Origin of the sequence: Olsenella phocaeensis (assembly GCF_048189965.1) — a bacterium.
Taxonomy (GTDB): Bacteria; Actinomycetota; Coriobacteriia; order Coriobacteriales; family Atopobiaceae; genus Olsenella_I; species Olsenella_I phocaeensis.
On sequence record NZ_DBEZHV010000011.1, the window covers coordinates 44068 to 60395 of the forward strand.

The window sequence follows — 16328 nt, forward strand, 5'->3', positions numbered from 1 at the left end:
GTAGGACCGACCAAGAGAGAGATGGGAAGCAGTTGGACGTCTCGACCATGACAGGAATGCTGCTGCAGGGCTATGTGACCTCGCTGCAGATCTTCGCCCTGACGCTCGTCGGGGCCATACCCCTGGGCATCCCCGTTGCCCTGGGCAGGCTCTCGCGCTTCAAGCCCCTCTCTCTCCTCTGCCAGCTCTTCATCTCCGTCATGCGCGGCACCCCGCTCATGCTGCAGATGTTCGCGGTCTTCTTTGCCCCCTACTACGTCTTTGGCCGGCAGACCGGCCCTGGCTACATGTTCGTGGCGGTCATGCTCGCCTTCGTGGTCAACTACGCCGCCTACTTCGCGGAGATCTACCGCTCGGGCATACAGAGCATGCCCCGCGGGCAGTATGAGGCCGCCGAGGTCCTGGGCTACTCCCGCTCGCAGGCATTCGCGCGCATCATCCTGCCCCAGGTCGTGAAGCGCATCCTCCCCGCCATGGGCAACGAGGTGGTGACCCTGGTGAAGGACACCTCCCTCGCCTTCTCCATCGGCGTGGCGGAGATGTTCACCACCGGCCGCGCCCTGGTGGCATCGCAGCGCACCATGCTGCCCTTCGCCATCGCCGCCCTCGTCTACTGGCTGACCTGCCTGGTCATCGAGTTCGTGCTCCGCCGCGTCGAGAAGAAGCTGGCCTACTATCATGATTAGCCCGAGCAACCCCAAGGAAATCCCCACCCCGGACCAGAGCTTCGCCACCTTCATGGGACTGCCAGCGGTCTACCTGCGCGGAGGAAGGAAGTCCTTTGGCGACAGGGAGGTCCTGAGGGGCATCAGCCTGCTCATCAACAAGGGCGAGGTGGTCTCGATCATCGGGCCCTCCGGCGCGGGCAAGTCCACGCTCCTCAGGTGCCTCACGCTGCTGGACACCTTCGACCAGGGCGAGCTCGCCTACGGCAACGTGCTCGTGGCGAAGGACGGGGATGAGGGCGGCTCCGGCAGCTCCTACGACCGCCAGGCAATGCGCCAGGCACGCATGCGCTTCGGCATCGTCTTCCAGAACTTCAACCTCTTCCCCCACCGCACGGTGCTCCAGAACGTCGTCGACGCGCCCGTCGTGGTGCAGGGCAGGCCGCGCGACGAGGTGGAGGCGCAGGCCCGCAGGCTCCTGGGCAGGCTCGACATCGCGGAGCAGGCGGACAAGGTCCCCTGCCAGCTCTCGGGCGGCCAGCAGCAGCGCGTCGCCATCGCCCGCGCCCTCTGCATGAACCCCCAGATCATCTACTTCGACGAGGCGACCTCCGCGCTCGACCCCCGGCTCACCGAGGACATGCACGCGCTCATCCGCGAGCTTGCGGGAGATGGCATGGCCGTGGGCATCGTGACGCACGAGATGGGCTTCGCCCGCGAGGTCTCTGACCGCGTGGCCTTCCTCATCGACGGGCAGATCGTGGAGGAGGGCACTCCCGAGCAGGTCATGAGCAACCCCCGCGACGAGCGCACGAGGCACTTCCTCTCCAGCTCCGTGGACTAGGACAGGGCAACTCCCAGACGCCGCCCGCGTCTTTGGTGCCCCGCCGGCACCCTAGCCTCATGACAGCGCAAGGCATGTCCAACCAGGAGAGAGGCCCCCAGCCACGAAGCCGGGGGCCTCTCTCTCCTTGTGTGCGCACCACGCGAGGCGGGGCGTCGTAACGCGCCAACAAGCCCTAGAGCTGGGACTTGACGCACTCCTCGACGACCCTCATGTCTGCCGTGGGCTCGAAGCGGGCGACGACGTTACCCGCGCGGTCGATGATGAACTTGGTGAAGTTCCACTTGATGTCGGAGTTGTTCTTGTAGTCGGGGTCAATGGTCTTGAGCAGGGCGGACATGGTCAGCGCCTTGGGGCCGTGCCCAAAGCCCTCGAAGCCCCTCTGGCCCTTGAGCCAGGTGTAGAGGGGCAGCTCGTTCTCGCCGTTAACGTCGGACTTGTGCATCTGGGGGAACTGCGTGCCGTAGTTGAGGGTGCAGAACTCGTGAATCTCCTCGTCGGTGCCGGGGGTCTGGCCCTTGAACTGGTTGCAGGGGATGTCAAGCACCTCGAAGCCCTGGTCGCGATAGTCCTCGTACATCTTCTCGATCGGCTCGTAGTGGGGCGTGAAGCCGCAGCCGGTGGCGGTGTTGACCACCATCACGACCTTTCCCTTGAAGTCGGACATCTTGACCTCGTTGCCCTGCAGGTCGGTGACGCTGTAGTCGTAGAAGCCCATGATGGATCCCTCCTGACGTAGTTAAATTGAGCACAATTAAATTGTGCGCTATTAATATAGGAAAAGCAAGGCATGGAGCGCGAGGTTGCTCACAGACGTCACAATCGCACGTCGGCGAGGCGTCCTACCACGGTCTGGACGGCCGGCCCTCCAGAGCGTCCCCTCCCGCCCCGTTCGTGTCACTGTCCTGGGGCAAGACGGGCACACCCTCGACAGGTGACGCCGCGGGCAATGTCGTGGGCTGCGTCCGGCACACCCCGTCCGGCACCGGCGGCGGCGTCTGCCCGCCCTCCGCGCGGGCGACCCCGCCAAGCTGGGGGACGTCCAACGCACGCAGCCAGAGCGCCGCCCTCACGACGGACGGCAGGTAGAGGATGGTCAGGACGGCATAGAGGGTCACCGTGGGCCAGGCGTCCGCCCCCGTTGCCACGTAGCTGACCTCACTCGACTCCCCCATCAGGCCGATGGAGACGAACATGGCCAGAAAGTCGTCAAGCCCATGGAAGAGCGCGGGGCCGAAGAGGCTGTCCGACTCGTCAGGACGGCCCGAGAGCGTGGCGGCCGCGAGCACGAAGCCATAGGTCCCCGTCTGCGTGACCTTGAGGGCCGCCTGGAGCAGCTGGACGGGGTCCGACGCGTCGAGTTCGGACACGTGAGCCAGGCCGAAGAGCAGCGAGGAGACGACGCAGGCGAGGACGACGCCCGTGCGCGTGCGTCCGCTTCGCGCGAGGAGGCCGTGCAGCAGCAGGCCGCGGAACATCGCCTCCTCCTCTATGCCGATGAGGAGGCAGAGCAGGGCCACGCCCGCGAGGCGCCCCACCCACCCGGGCTCGGGCGCCATCCCCGAGGAGACGAAGTCGTGGAGGTCCAGGACGCCCATCGCCGCGCCGACCAGGAGGAGCCACCAGCCCAGCCTCAGCATGCGCCTGATGCTCGCCACGTCGGGCCTGAGCATCTCCCAGCCCCCGAGGAGCGCGACGAAGCCCGTCGCGGCAATGGAGCCCGCCGCGACGTAGGCAAGGTCGTAGTCGATGCCCAGCGCGTCGGAGAGCGACTCCCCAAGCGCCGCCTCGACGAAGAAGGCCATCACGAACAGGAAGAGCGCGAGGGCCGCCCTCCGCCCGCTCGCCACCTTCCGTACCCTCCCAGCCTGACCCATCGCGCCTCCGATCCGCAACGTGTGAGACCAACAATCAGGCATGACGGCGCCACATGCAAGGGGCCCGCCGCGAGCGCGAGGCTCGGACGGACCCCAAGATCGCCCACCACAGGCCCAGGCCAGCCGCCCGGGATCGTGGCGCGACTCTCCCCTGGACGCTATGCGATGGAGCGGGCTGCGTCGTAGCCCGTGCGCACCGCCTCCTGTATGCGCCCGATGCCCAGGGCGTCACCCGCCACCCTCAACTCGAAGCCCCGGCCCTTGAGCCACTCCGGTGCGGGCACGCCCTCTATCCCAAGCGAGAGGACCAGGCGGTCGAACTCGGCCACGGCCTCGCTCCCATCGGCCTTCTGAAAGCGTGCCCGGCCGTCCTCGACCGAGACGAGCCTATGGCCGGGGAAGAACTTGGTGTCGGTCTTGCCCAGCCTCCCCATGATGTCGATCATGTTCTGGAAGAAGATACCGGGACCGATCTGGTCGACCATCTCGTACAGCCCCACCTCGTTGCCCTGCTCGGCGAGCATCTCGGCGCACTCGATGCCCGTCATGCCCGAGCCCACCACGCACACGCGCTGGTCGCGCAGGGCCGGATCGGCCATGATGGCGTCCGGCGCCGTGAGCACGCAGGGAAGGTCGAGGCCCGGGATGCTCGCGGGCAGCACGGGCACCGACCCGGCCGCCCACACCACGGCAGAGGGAGAGAGAGCTCGTCCATGAGTTCGGGCGCCGCCTCGCAGCCGAGCCTCAGCCCGACGCCCAGGTCGCCCAGGACGTTGCGGTAGTAGTCGACGAGCCAGCCCAGGCGCCACTTCTTAGGCGGGCGCTCCGCGAGGACCAGCTGGCCGCCCAGGCGCCCCCCCGCTCCACCAGCGTCGTCTCGAACCCGCGCAGGGCGAGCACCCGGGCGGCCTCGAGCCCGGCCGGGCCGGCGCCAACCACCACGGCGCGCCGTCCCTCCCCGTCGCGCTCGATGGCGGCGAGCTCGCACTCGCGTCCGGCCTCGGGGTTCACCGAGCAGACCATGGGCGTGTAGGGGTCCTCGTGGGCGGCCATCAGGCTCTCGATGCAGCGCATGCAGCTGATGCAGGGGCGGATCCGGTCGGCGTGGCCGTCACGCACCTTGTTGCCCCAGTCCGGGTCGGCGAAGAACTGGCGGGCAGAGCCCACCATGGAGACGCCGCCCTCCACCAGGTCCATGGCCGTCTCGGGATGGCGCACGACGGAGCAGGCGATCACGGGGATGCCCAGCTCGCGCGCGATGGCCTTGCCGTTGGCGGACTTCCAGCCCTCGTCGAAGCCCACGGGCTCCCAGGCCCAGTTCATGGTCTCGTAGTTGCCGGCCGAGACGTCGATCGCATCGGCGCCCCAGGACTCGAACATCCGGCAGTACTCGATGGCGAGAGGCAGCGTGATGCCGTCGTCGATGCCCACCTCACGCAGGTACTCGTCGGCCGTCAGGCGCACCAGGATGGGGAAGTCGGGTGCCGTGCGCTCGCGGATGCCCCTGATGATGCGACGCACGACCTCGGCGTTCCTCTCGGGCGTGCCGCCAAACTCGTCGTCACGGTGGTTGGTGTAGGGCGAGAGGAACTGGCAGAGCAGGTAACCGTGGGCGCAGTGCAGCTCGACGGCGTCGAAGCCGGACTCCCAGCTGCGGACGCCCGCGCTCACGAAATCCTCGACGACGCCCTCCACCTCCTCGGCCGAGAGGGCGCGGGTCGGCGCGCGCAGGAGCTTCGACTCCTGTCCCGAGGGGCTCACCAGCATGCCGTCCTCGCAGAGCGCGGGCACGCCCTGACAACCCGGGTGGTAGATCTCGAGCGCGAACTTGGCGCCGGTCTCGTGGACGGCGTCCACCATCCTCCTGAAGCTGGGGATCTTGTCGTCGGAGTCGAGCAGGAGGTTGCGCGCGTCTCCCCTGCCGTGCCTCGCGTTGACGGAGCAGATCTCGGTTATGACCAGGCCGCAGCCGCCCCTGCCGCGCTCGGCGTAGAACGCAGCGTCGCGCTCGCTGGCGTTGCCGTCCAGCTCGGCGTAGTAGTTGCCCATGGGCTCGAACACGAGCCGGTTCTTGACCTGCATCCCATTGATCGTGACGGGCTCGAACAGCTTCTCGTACATGGCTCCCCCCTCGATCGCCGGAGGGGCACCCCCTGTGTCCCCGTCCGGGACTCGCATGGGACCATGTTATTCCGACTCGCGGCGAAGCACCGCCAGCCGTCCGCAAAGGGACGGGGCGAGAGGGGCATGGCGTCCCTCTCGCCCCCATCGTGCCTAGGACAGGGTGAAGCCGTCCGCCCCATCGATCCTGAGGTCGCAGGAGTAGAAGGCCTCGAGCGCGCGGATAGCGTGGACGGTGTCGCGGACGCCCGCGGTCTCGTAGGCCGAGTGCATGGCCAGCTGGGGCAGCCCCACGTCCACGGCATGCATGCTGACCTGCATGTTGGAGAGGTTGCCCAGGGTTGACCCACCCCTGCTGTCGCTGCGGTTGGCGAAGCACTGCACTGGCACGCCGGCACGGCGACAGATGGCGAGGAAGGCCGCGCGCGAGAAGGCATCCGTGGTGTAGCTCTGGTTCGCCGCCTCCTTCACCACGATGCCCCCGTTGAGCCAGCTGCGGTTTGCCTCGTCGCACTTCTCCGGGTGGTTGGGGTGCACGGCGTGCGCGTTGTCGCAGCTCACCATGAAGGAGCGCGCCAGCGCACGCGCGAGCTCCTCCCCGTCCCTGCCCAGGCCGGCGTTCACCCGCACGAGCACGTCGCGCAGGAGGGTGGAGAGCGCGCCCTGCTTGGTGTTGGAGCCCACCTCCTCGTTGTCAAGGCAGGCGTAGACGCTCACGTCGTGGGGGTTGGCGCTGGCGAGGAAGCCCTTGAGCGAGGCGAAGGCGCACTGGAGGTCGTCGAGGTGCCCGGCCGAGACGAACTCCCCCGTCGCACCCCACACGCGCCCCTCCACGCGGTTCGTGAGGAAGAGGTCGCGCGCGAGGACCTGTCCGACGTCAACGCCAAGCTCGTCCGCGACCAGCTGGTCGAGCCACCCCGCCCCAAGCTCGCCCGCGGAGGCCAGCGGGCAGAGGTCGACCTGGTGGTTGAAGGCGTAGCCGTCATTCACGTCGCGGTTCATGTGCACGGGGACGCTGGGGATGAGCAGCAGGTCGCGGTCCGGCGCGAAGAGCTCGCTGCGCACGGAGTCTCCCTCCTGCACCATGACGCGGCCGGCGAGCGAGAGGGGGCGGTCGAGCCAGCTGTAGTCGATCATCCCACCGTAGCCTTCGACGTTGAGGCGGAGGTAGGGGCCGGGACCCTCGAGCTCGGGCACGCTCTTCACCTTGAAGCTGGGAGAGTCGGAGTGCGACGCGGCCAGCTGAAAGTGGTAGCCGTCGAGCTCCTCCCCCACGCGAAACGCCACGACGCTGGAGTTGTTTCGCGTCGTGTAATAGCTCCCTCCCGGCTCGAGCTCCCAGCGCGAACCCTCGGGCAGGAAGGCGAACCCCGCCTCGTCCAGGTACCTCGCGATGGTGCGAGCACTGTGGAACATGCTCGGGCTGCTCGCGACGAAGTCGACGAGCTCGCCGGATGCCTCAGCGTCTGTCATGCGTCCTCCTCCTGTTCGATGGTGGCGACCTTGGTGCGCCCGCCACATTGGTGCGCCCGCCACAGTGTACACTGGGGGGTCAGTCCCAATCGCAAGCGAAGTGGTGGCACATGAACCTCAGCCAGGCCCTAGAGCACGCAAACGCCTTCGTCTTCCCCGGCTTCCTCACCGACGCCGAGGCGCTCAACGCCGAGCGCCAGAAGAACGAGGAGGCCATCCAGCTCCTCATGGACGCATGGAGGACGAGCGCGCCGGGGACGGAGCCCTTCTCCTTCGACCTCGTGAGGAACCTGGCAGACCGCAACCGCACGACCTGCGACAGCTATGGCACCGAGCTCCTACGCGACCTTCCGCCCACCTCGCTTTCGCGCAAGCTCAGCGACGAGGACCTGATTTGTTCCGTTGCGGCGCTCCAGCACCGCAGCTTCGACGAGGTCGCGCGCAGCGCCGGCCCGGACGCGCGGGACCTCGCCACCGCCTACGTGGAGGCGCCCGTCTCGGGCACGATCCTGGGCATCGACATCGAGACCACCGACCGCGACCCAAGCCGTGGCTACATCATCAACGTGGGCCTCGAGTTCATGGAGCTCACACCCAAGGCGAAGCCCCAGAGGCCCTTCATGGGCTACTGCGGCCTGCCCGACCTGTATCGCGAGAAGGGCGTGCCCCTGAGCTTCGTGCACCACATCGGCTGGGCGCAGCTCGAGGGCAGGAAGCCCTTCCGCCAGGACCGCAAGATGCAGGAGGCGCTGCTCGCCGCCATGGAGGCCTTTCCCTACATGGCGCACAACGCCGCATTCGAGGACTCCTGGTTCATGCTGCAGCTGGATGGCTATGCGGAGGCGCGCAAGGCGGGACGTATTGTGCCCATAGACACGCGTGACATCTGCCGCAGGGTCGACCCCGAGTACAAGATGCTCCCTCACGACTCCCGTCCGGCGGCGCTGGAGAGCTGGGCCCGGCGGCGCGGCACGCTCAAGGCGTCGGAGAAGGAGAAGCACCTAGGGCTCGAGGACGTCGACCTCATGTTCCGCACCGTCCAGGCGGAGTTCGCCGAGAGGAACATGTTCGCCGAGTAGCCGGGCGGTCACTGGCGAGTAGTCAGGCGTTCGCCGGCGACGTCCACCTGCGCGAAACAAGGCAAGACCCCGCCGCCTGCAGGGTCACAGCAGGTGACGGGGTCGAGAATGCGTAGTGCTAGGACAGAATCCCCAGGCCGTTTACCAGGCCTTGGCCTCGTCGGCAGAGACGGGCTTGATGTCCTCGCCCTTGGCGTAGGGAGACTGGTCGCCGCCCTTGCCGACCACGAAGTAGAGGCCCTGCTTGGTCTTGTAGAGGGTCTCCTCATAGCCGGCGGGGTCGCCGAACTCGCCAAAGCTGCGGGTACCGAGCTGCTCGGCCTTCTCGGTGTCGTAGGTGTGCCTCTTGCCGCCGAACGTCTTGACCTTGCGCATGTGAATCCAATCGTCGATGCAACCATTTCTGGCGCGCGTACGCCTTGCGTTTATAGGATAGAACAAAAGCGCAGGTCATGGGTTCGACGCGTAATAAGCTATTCATAAGTGTCGTTAAATGTACCCAGATTACAGGTCAAGTTGCGTGTTTTGGCCCACCACGATGCCCCTGCGCCTGCCCGCGCGACCCCTCGTGGCATGCCCTGCCGTTCTCGCATGATTCGCTGTTCGTGCGAGAGAATCGCTCCCTCAACAGGCCAAACGTCGGCCACGCTCGCATTCTGGCAAGATTCTGCGAACGGCGCTGACCCCTGCGCCGACGGGCGCCTCCCCACGAAGAGGGCCCGGCGCCACGCGAGGTGGCTACCGGGCCCAATCAGGGCGAGGACATGCCCTGAGGCGAGAGGGACCTACATCAAGGGACCTACATCAGCTCGGTGACGTTCTTCGCGAACTGCACGGGGTCGTCGATGGGAAGCCCCTCCACCAGCAGGGCCTGGTCGTAGAGGATGTCGCCGTAGAGCTTGAGGCGGTCCTTGTCGCCTGCCTCCTCGGCGGCCACGAGCTTCCCGAACACGGGGTGCGCGGCGTTGAGCTGCAGCACGCGCTGGGCCTTGGGAGCCATCTCGCCCTCGGGACCCCGCGCGATGACGCGCTCCATCTCGAGCGAGACGGGACCCTCCGCGGCGATGGTCGCCGGCGCCTCGCCCAGGCCCGCTGCGGCGCGAACGCCCGTGACCTTCTCGCCCAGGGCGTCCTTGAGCTCGTCGAAGAGGCCCTTGTGCTCGCTGGTCGCCTCCTCGGCGGCCTTCTTCTCGTCCTCCGTCGCGAGGTCGAGGTCGGCGGTGGACACGTTGACCAGCTCGAGGTCGCGCGCATCCGTGCCCTTGTGCTCGGAGTCCCCCGCGACCGCGTCCTGGTGCCAGCTGCGCATGGCCTGGAACATGAACTCGTCCACGTCCTGGGTGCAGAGCAGCACGTCAAAGCCGTGGTCCACGGCACTCTTCACCACGGGCGACTTCTGGAGCCGCTCTCGGGAGTCCCCCGCCGCGTAGTAGACCTTGTCCTGCCCCTCGGCCATGCCCTCGGCGTACTCGGCGAAGGTCAGCATCTTCCCCTCGCGGGCCGACCAGAAGAGCAGGAGGTCGGCCAGCTCCGAGACCTTCGAGCCGTAGGAGTTGTAGATCCCAAACTTGAGGCCGCGACCAAAGTTGTCGAAGAACTTCTCGTACGCCTCTCGGTCGTCACGCAGCATGCCCTTGAGCTCCGAGGTGACCTTCTTCTCCACGCGACGGGCGATGGCGCGCAGCTGGGAGTTCTGCTGCAGCGTCTCGCGGCTGATGTTCAGCGTGACATCGGGGCTGTCCACCACGCCGCGCACGAAGTTGTAGTGGTCGGGCAGGAGGTCGGCGCACTTCTCCTGGATGAGCACGTTGGAGGAGTAGAGCGCCAGGCCCTTCTCGTAGTCCTTGCTGTAGAGGTCGAAGGGCGCCTGTCCCGGGATGAAGAGCAGGGCGTCGTAGCTCAGCGAGCCCTCCGCGTGGAAGCTGATGGTGCGCGCGGGGTCCACCCAGTCATGGAAGGCGGAGCGGTAGAACTCGTCGTAGTCCTTCTGCTCGACCTCGCTCGAGCGCTTCTTCCAGATGGGCGTGATGGAGTTGATCGTCTCGAGCTCCTGGTACTCCTCGTACTGGGGCTTGTAGTCGTCGCCGGCGTCCTCCGGACGCGGCAGCTCGCGACTCTTGCTCACCATCATCTGGACCGGATGCCGCACGTAGTTGGAGTAGCGGCTCACCAGGTCGCGCAGGCCCCACTCGCTCAGGAAGCGGTCCGGGGACTCCCCGGCCTCGGGGTCGTCGGAGTCCGCCTCGCGCAGGTACAGCGTGACGTCGGTGCCGTGGTCGTCCTCGCCCGAGCGCTCCCCCTCCGCCGCAGGCTCGATGCTGTAGCCCTTGACGCCGTCGGACTCCCAGGCGTAGGCCTGGTCGGAGCCGAAGGCGCGGCTCACCACGCGCACGCGGTCGGCCACCATGAAGGCGCTGTAGAAGCCCACGCCAAACTGGCCGATGATGTCGATCTCGTCTCCCTGGTGGGCGGCGTTCTCCTCCTTGAACTGCTCGGAGCCGGAGTGCGCGATGGTGCCCAGGTTGCGGTCGAGCTCCTCCTGGGTCATGCCGATGCCGTTGTCGCTCACGGTGATGGTGCGCGCATCCTTGTCGAAGGAGAGGCGAATCGCCAGGGAGTCCGCGTCCAGCTTCACGCTGGGGTCGGTCAGGCTCTTGAAGCTGAGCTTGTCGATGGCGTCGGAGGCGTTCGAGATGAGCTCGCGCAGGAAAATCTCGCGGTTGGTGTAGATCGAATTGATCATGAGGTCCAGGAGCTTCTTGCTCTCGGTCTTGAACTGCTTCATTGGGGGCGGCTTCCCTTCGTGTCGTGGGCGGACGATGGCGACGCCGCTGCGGCAACGGCCGTGGGGCCGCCCCATGCGGCAGGGCATGGCGGCGAGCCTGTGGACCGGTGGCAAACCGGGCCGACGGCGGGCCTGTGGACCGAGCCGGTGGGTCAGGCCGTTGGCGGCGGGCGACGTGGCGCATCGCTTTTTTCATACAGGAGAGAATCTACCCCCACGCGTGGCTCATAAACCGTAGAAGTCAGAAAATCTCATGCATCGACGCTTAGATTTCAACCATGCGTCCGATTCGTGCACGCCACAGTCCACGCCTGCGTCGCGTGCGCGCCACGTACATGCCACATGCATGCCGCACGCATGCGGTGTACATGCCGCATCGTATGCACGCCACATCATGCGCACGCCACATCATGCGCACGACGCGGCAACTCCCCCAACCTCGTTCTCTATGCCATCTCCTGAACCGTCGGGGCGTTCTCTATGCCAATCTCTGAAATCGCAAGTCTCTCAACTGGCCTTTTGTCGACCTGACTTCAGAGAAATGCATAGAGAACGAAACGAGAAGCAGCACGGAACGTGGCGTGGCGAACGCACCGGAGGCGGAGCGGAGAGTCGCGGACGTGGCATGGCGGACGCAGATGGGCTCAGCGTCAGCACAGGGTACGGAGACGGCCGGCGGACCGGACGCGATGGCGTCAGCACAGGGTACGGAGACGGCCGGCGAGCCGGACGCGATGGCCTTAGCGCAGGGCGTCCTCCGGCAGGAGCACCTGGCGGTAGCTCACGCCGCAGCTGTCCAGAGCGGTGCGAGAAATCTGCGCGCCCAGGGTGTCGTGGTACTTGTCGTCCAGGTAGACCACCTTGCCGATGCCCGCCTGCACCAGCATCTTGGCGCACTCCTGGCAGGGGAAGAGGGTCACGTATATCGTCGCGCCCTGCATGTCCTTGAGCGATCCGCGATAGTTGAGGATTGCGTTGGCCTCGGCGTGCACCACGTAGCTGTGCTTGTCGTGCAGCGGGTCGTCCTCGGGGGAGCCCCAGGGGAACTCGTCATCGCCGATGCCCATGGGCGTGCCGTTGTAGCCCACCGAGAGGATGCGGTTGTTGACGTCGGCTATGCAGGCCCCGACCTGGGTCTTGGGGTCCTTGCTCCTGAGGCTCGCCGCGAAGGCGACACGCATGAAGAACTCGTCCCACGAGATGACGTCAGATCGCTTGCCCGGCATGCCCGCACCTCTCCCCCATCGCGCAGGCACCCGTCACCCGCGCAGTTTGGTCAACAAGGATGATAGTAGTCTGGTCGCCCTGCGCCGGCTAGAGGCTGATCTGCGACAGAGCCTCGTCGTAGTCCGCCTTGGGCGCGAGCCTCCCGTCCGCATCCGTCTTGCTCGTGCGGGGCTCGAGGATGGTCTTCTGCTCGTACTGCGGGTAGTCGTACCAGAGGTCGCGCTCCCAGAGCTCGCTCACAATCTGCATGCGGTCCACGAGGTCGGCATGGCAGCGCAGGAGGAGAAGGTACTGGCCCCGCAGGCTGGAGTCCGCCTCCACCTGCTGGGACGATAGATCCTGATAGGCAGACTTGACCTGCTCAAGGAGGGCGTTGGCGTCCGCCGCGTGCGCGTTGCGCTCGACCCAGCGATTCGCGTAGCCGTCGTCGAAGGCCCGCTCGCTGGCATCGACCTTCTGGGCGAGGCTCCTGAGCTCGAACTGGCGCTCGACCAGGGTCTGGCGAAGCCTTCGCTCGTCCTCGCCATCCGCGACGGGGTTGCCCGAGGCAGCCGCCTGCGAGCCGTCGGGGGCCGCCGCCTGCGAGCCGTCGGCGTCAGAGCCTCCCTCCCGCGTCGGAGAGCCAGCCTCGGAGTCGCCAGACGGGGACGCCGCCTGCCCGGAGGCCTGCTGGCCCACCCTGTGCGCATAGGGGTCGACGAAGCGGTTGCCGCAACGGCTCATCGCCAGGAGCACCAGGAGGAGCACCACGACCATGCCGACAAGGATTCCCAGGGGCAGGTTGTGGTTGCTGCTCCAGCCGTCCGGCTCGTCCTCCTCGCGCCGCGCGTAACGGACGGAGAGTGGCGCCTCCTTGGTGAGCACCTCGTCAAGGGGGAGAACGGCCTCGTCTTCCTCTGGCGCCTCGTCTTCCTCTGGCACCTCGTCTTCCTCTGGCACCTCGCCCTCAGCTGGGGCGTCGTCCTCGTCTGGTACCTCGCCCTCAGCCGGGACGTCGCCCGCAGCAGGAGCGTCATCCTCGGCCGGGACATCGCCCTCCTCCGGAAGCTCGTCTGCCGTCGGCTCGCCGACCGCCTCCGCAATGCCATCCACGGCCCCGCCTTCGTCCGCAGGCGCCCCTGCATCCGCCGCGAGCTCGTCCACCTCGAGCCTCCTCAACGACGCCGTGCCCTGAAGGGCCTGGTCGTCCGGCTCGTCAAGCAGCTCCGGCCTCAGCCACTCCGCGAGCACGATGCCACAGGAGGGGCAACGCTCGTCCCCATCGTCGAGCGGAGAGGCGCAGTTGGGGCAATACGTGGCACGCATGGCAGCTCCCGGTGAGTCCGGACTCATCAGACACCCACCACTATACGAGGGCCTCAGGGGCTTTTAAAGCCGCAGCCCCGCAAAAGGCCCGAACCTGGCATTCACGCTGGTCGTCGCGGCATAATGCCAACAGAGCGGGGCCGCGGCACGAGTGACGCCCGCAAGGACGGGCGGCCCCGAGGGCAAGGTCAGGAAAAGGGCGGACGAGCATGGACAAACCCTTCAAAACGCTGGACGAGCAGGTCGAGCTCCTACGGAGACGCGGCATGGGCTGCGGATCCCATGCCCAGCTCCTCCTCCTGCGCGAGGGCTACTACGCCGTCGTCAACGGCTACAGGCTGCCCTTCCTCGATCCCGTGGCCAGCGGCAGGGCGGACGACGACCGCTTCCTGCCCGGCACCAGCCTGGACGACGTCCACGCCCTCTTCTGCTTCGACCGCGAACTCCGCGCGGCGACCTTCTTCCGCCTGATGTCCATCGAGGGCCTCATGCGATCGGTGCTCTCGTACGTCTTCTGCAACCGCCACCGGCAGACCGAGGCCTACCTCAGACCCCAGAGCTACAGCCGCCAGCGCGACTACCTGCGCGGGGAGGCGAGCTTCGAGGGAGACCTCGAGTGGATGATCAACACGCTCGAGCACCACGCCCGCGGCGTGGAGGCACAGGGAGGGGCGGGCGCGACCGCCAGCCCGGAGCGACGTGACGCCAGGCCGGACGCGCGCGTCGCCCACTATCGGCAGAACCACGACGGCGTGCCCCTCTGGGTGCTCTTCAACGAGCTCACCTTTGGCAACCTCAAGTACTTCTACGCCCTCATGAGGCGAGAGGAGCAGGAGGAGGCCACCGGCAGGCTCTGGGAGGCCTGCGAGCGCGGGGGCACGAGCCCGCTCACCCGCAAGGGGGTCTTCCACGACCTCGAGGAGCTCGTGGCCGTGCGCAACACCTGCGCGCACGGAGAGCGGCTCTATGACTACGCGAGCGAGGAGACGGGCCACAGAAGCTATCGCGAGCTCCTGGGCGTGATGGGCCGCTACCTCACGCCCGCCGAGGAGGCGAAGCTCAGATCGGAGGTCGAGGCGCTGGCGAAGCGCTACCTGCACGAGCATCCGAGGCTCGAGCGGGCCCTGGTCGGAGTCGCGCTGGGACGAGCCTGAGCGGCGCGGGCGGCGTCGGGCGACGCGAACGGCACGAGCGGCGTCGGGCGGCGCGGGCGGCGGCGTCAATCGCAGCGGACGACGGGCCGCCAGGAGCGCGATGGCGGGGCCTCAGCGCCCAAGCGCCAAGGTGAGAAGCTCGCGGGCCCACTGCTGGGGCAGGCTCGCGAGGGGCGTGGCGGCGGGGACGCCCACGCAGTCGACCCCCAGCCTTCGCGCCTCGCGCAGGGCGCGGAACAGGTGGCAGTCGCTCGACACGACGCAGACGCGCTCTCCCAAGCCGCAGCCCCTCCGACGCAGCAGCGCGAGCGAGAACTCGAGGTTCTGGCGGGTGTTGGCCGCCTCGTCCTCCACGAGCAGCGACGACGCGGGCACGCCCCTCTCGCCCAGCCAATCCGCCATCACCGAGGCCTCGCTCCGGCCACCCTCCCCCGCGCCTCCCGTGCAGACCAGCAGCAGCTCGGGATGCGCGCGCCAGAGCCCGAGCGCGCGGGCGAGGCGGAACTCGAGCGTCCGTCCGGGACGACCGTCGCGCACGCCGGCGCCCAGCACTATGGCGGCACGGATGCCGGTGACGTCTGGTCGGGAGCGGTACGCCGCACGCAGCGCCGCGAGGCCCGCCAGCAGGAAGAGCCCGACTGCCCCGCCCAGCGCGAGCGACGCGAGGGCGACGAGGCACCATCCGCCGCGTGCGCCGGCGAGGAGGCACGCCAGGCCGGCGGGGGCAAGCGACGCGAGCGCCCAGGGAATCATGCCGAAGCTCGCCCTGCCCCGGTCGGCGGCGAGCGCCACGAGGTTCCACAGCTGGGGAAGCAACGTCGCGAGCACGCAGGCGAAGAGCCCCGCGCGCGACGCCAGACCGGCGGACGCAGACTCGGAGGCGAGGCCAGGCGCGTCTGCGGGCACGCACGCCGCCCTCCACAGCAGTGCGGCCGAGAGGGCCAACGCCCCAAGACAGGCGCCCCAGCTCAGGGGCGCAAGGCGCCTCTCGCTTCCCACCAGCGTGCTCGCAGGGGTGTCGCCGCGCGCTCCCATGGCCCCTCCTCGGGAAGAGTTTTCGTGTCAATCGGCCAAGCGACCAAAGCCACCCACCCTTTGGGTATAAGCCATACGTACGCAAGACGCCAGCGCGGGCGAGACCCCGACTCGGTCGCCCGCACCGACACGCAGGTCCCTTCGAAAGGAAGAACCACATGGCACTCGATTCCAGCGTCACCAGCAGCCTCAACGAGCAGATCAACAAGGAGCTCTACTCCGCCTACCTCTACATGACCTTCGCCGACTTCTTCGAGGACCGCGGCCTCAAGGGCTATGCCAACTGGTACGTCATCCAGTCCCAGGAGGAGCTCGACCACGCCAGGATCCTCCGCCGCTACCTGCTCGACAACGACTTCGTCCCCACCATGGAGGCCATCGCCAAGCCCGACGTGGCCCTCACCGACGACCTCACCGTACTCAAGGCCGGCCTCGGCCACGAACAGTTCATCACCGCATCGATCAACGACTGCTTCGCCGCCGCCCACAAGCTCCACGACTACCGCACCATGAACCTGCTCGACTGGTTCATCAAGGAGCAGGGCGAGGAGGAGACCAACGCCTCCGACATGATCAAGGACTACGAGCTCTTCGGCAACGACCCCCGCGGCCTCTTCAACCTCGACCGCGAGTACGCCACCCGCGCCTACGTGCAGACCACCACGATGGCGATGTAGCCACAGGCCACACAGGGGACCGCTGGGCGGGACGCTGGCTTCGGGCTGGCGTCTCGCCCTTATCATGTAGGGCCAGAACATCCAAC

The 16328-nt window shown here is 67.4% G+C and carries 15 protein-coding genes; 5 read left to right on the forward strand and 10 right to left on the reverse strand.

The window, feature by feature from the left end:
• The first annotated feature begins 47 nt into the window (after positions 1–47).
• A complete protein-coding gene (locus ACMPH2_RS05180; protein ID WP_009278922.1) occupies positions 48–686 on the forward strand; it encodes an amino acid ABC transporter permease in 639 nt (212 codons plus the stop codon).
• Complete coding sequence (locus ACMPH2_RS05185) at positions 679–1509, forward strand: amino acid ABC transporter ATP-binding protein (protein ID WP_314638727.1); 831 nt, start codon at positions 679–681, stop codon at positions 1507–1509. The genes ACMPH2_RS05180 and ACMPH2_RS05185 overlap by 8 nt, the downstream gene beginning before the upstream one ends.
• Positions 1510–1684: 175 nt before the next feature.
• Here ACMPH2_RS05185 and ACMPH2_RS05190 read toward each other — a convergent pair whose 3' ends face one another.
• The 5 genes from ACMPH2_RS05190 to ACMPH2_RS05210 form a co-directional block, all read right to left on the reverse strand.
• Positions 1685–2227 (reverse strand): glutathione peroxidase, encoded by a 543-nt coding sequence (locus tag ACMPH2_RS05190; RefSeq protein WP_417118783.1) that lies wholly within the window; start codon positions 2225–2227, stop codon positions 1685–1687.
• A 124-nt stretch (positions 2228–2351) separates the two neighbouring features.
• A complete protein-coding gene (locus tag ACMPH2_RS05195; protein WP_417118784.1) occupies positions 2352–3359 on the reverse strand; it encodes a CPBP family intramembrane glutamic endopeptidase in 1008 nt (335 codons plus the stop codon).
• 185 nt (positions 3360–3544) lie between these two features.
• On the reverse strand, positions 3545–4195 hold the full coding sequence (locus ACMPH2_RS05200; RefSeq protein WP_417118785.1) for an FAD-dependent oxidoreductase: 651 nt from the start codon (positions 4193–4195) through the stop codon (positions 3545–3547).
• Positions 4131–5507 (reverse strand): oxidoreductase, encoded by a 1377-nt coding sequence (locus ACMPH2_RS05205; protein ID WP_417118786.1) that lies wholly within the window; start codon positions 5505–5507, stop codon positions 4131–4133. The genes ACMPH2_RS05200 and ACMPH2_RS05205 overlap by 65 nt, the downstream gene beginning before the upstream one ends.
• A gap of 153 nt (positions 5508–5660) precedes the next feature.
• Complete coding sequence (locus tag ACMPH2_RS05210; RefSeq protein ID WP_417118787.1) at positions 5661–6980, reverse strand: M18 family aminopeptidase; 1320 nt, start codon at positions 6978–6980, stop codon at positions 5661–5663.
• Positions 6981–7090: 110 nt separating this feature from the next.
• On the opposite strand from ACMPH2_RS05210, the gene ACMPH2_RS05215 reads away from it, so the two are divergent.
• Positions 7091–8059 (forward strand): 3'-5' exonuclease, encoded by a 969-nt coding sequence (locus ACMPH2_RS05215; RefSeq protein ID WP_417118788.1) that lies wholly within the window; start codon positions 7091–7093, stop codon positions 8057–8059.
• Positions 8060–8200: 141 nt separating this feature from the next.
• Here ACMPH2_RS05215 and ACMPH2_RS05220 read toward each other — a convergent pair whose 3' ends face one another.
• The 4 genes from ACMPH2_RS05220 to ACMPH2_RS05235 all read right to left on the reverse strand — a co-directional run bounded on the left by ACMPH2_RS05220 (position 8201) and on the right by ACMPH2_RS05235 (position 13376).
• Positions 8201–8434, reverse strand: coding sequence for a hypothetical protein (locus ACMPH2_RS05220; RefSeq protein WP_009278915.1), 234 nt, complete (start codon positions 8432–8434; stop codon positions 8201–8203).
• Between the two features lie 424 nt (positions 8435–8858).
• The gene (gene htpG, locus ACMPH2_RS05225; RefSeq protein WP_417118789.1) at positions 8859–10844 is read right to left on the reverse strand and encodes a molecular chaperone HtpG; all 1986 of its coding nucleotides are present in this window, start codon (positions 10842–10844) and stop codon (positions 8859–8861) included.
• Between the two features lie 740 nt (positions 10845–11584).
• Positions 11585–12070 (reverse strand): deoxycytidylate deaminase, encoded by a 486-nt coding sequence (locus ACMPH2_RS05230; RefSeq protein WP_062530844.1) that lies wholly within the window; start codon positions 12068–12070, stop codon positions 11585–11587.
• An 88-nt stretch (positions 12071–12158) separates the two neighbouring features.
• Positions 12159–13376 (reverse strand): zinc ribbon domain-containing protein, encoded by a 1218-nt coding sequence (locus ACMPH2_RS05235; RefSeq protein ID WP_417118790.1) that lies wholly within the window; start codon positions 13374–13376, stop codon positions 12159–12161.
• Between the two features lie 209 nt (positions 13377–13585).
• Here ACMPH2_RS05235 and ACMPH2_RS05240 point away from each other — a divergent pair, with 209 nt between their 5' ends.
• On the forward strand, positions 13586–14530 hold the full coding sequence (locus ACMPH2_RS05240; protein WP_417118791.1) for an Abi family protein: 945 nt from the start codon (positions 13586–13588) through the stop codon (positions 14528–14530).
• A gap of 111 nt (positions 14531–14641) precedes the next feature.
• Here ACMPH2_RS05240 and ACMPH2_RS05245 read toward each other — a convergent pair whose 3' ends face one another.
• On the reverse strand, positions 14642–15565 hold the full coding sequence (locus tag ACMPH2_RS05245; RefSeq protein ID WP_417118792.1) for a YdcF family protein: 924 nt from the start codon (positions 15563–15565) through the stop codon (positions 14642–14644).
• 158 nt (positions 15566–15723) lie between these two features.
• Here ACMPH2_RS05245 and ACMPH2_RS05250 point away from each other — a divergent pair, with 158 nt between their 5' ends.
• The gene (locus tag ACMPH2_RS05250; protein ID WP_009278909.1) at positions 15724–16242 is read left to right on the forward strand and encodes a ferritin; all 519 of its coding nucleotides are present in this window, start codon (positions 15724–15726) and stop codon (positions 16240–16242) included.
• The last annotated feature ends 86 nt before the right edge of the window (positions 16243–16328 follow it).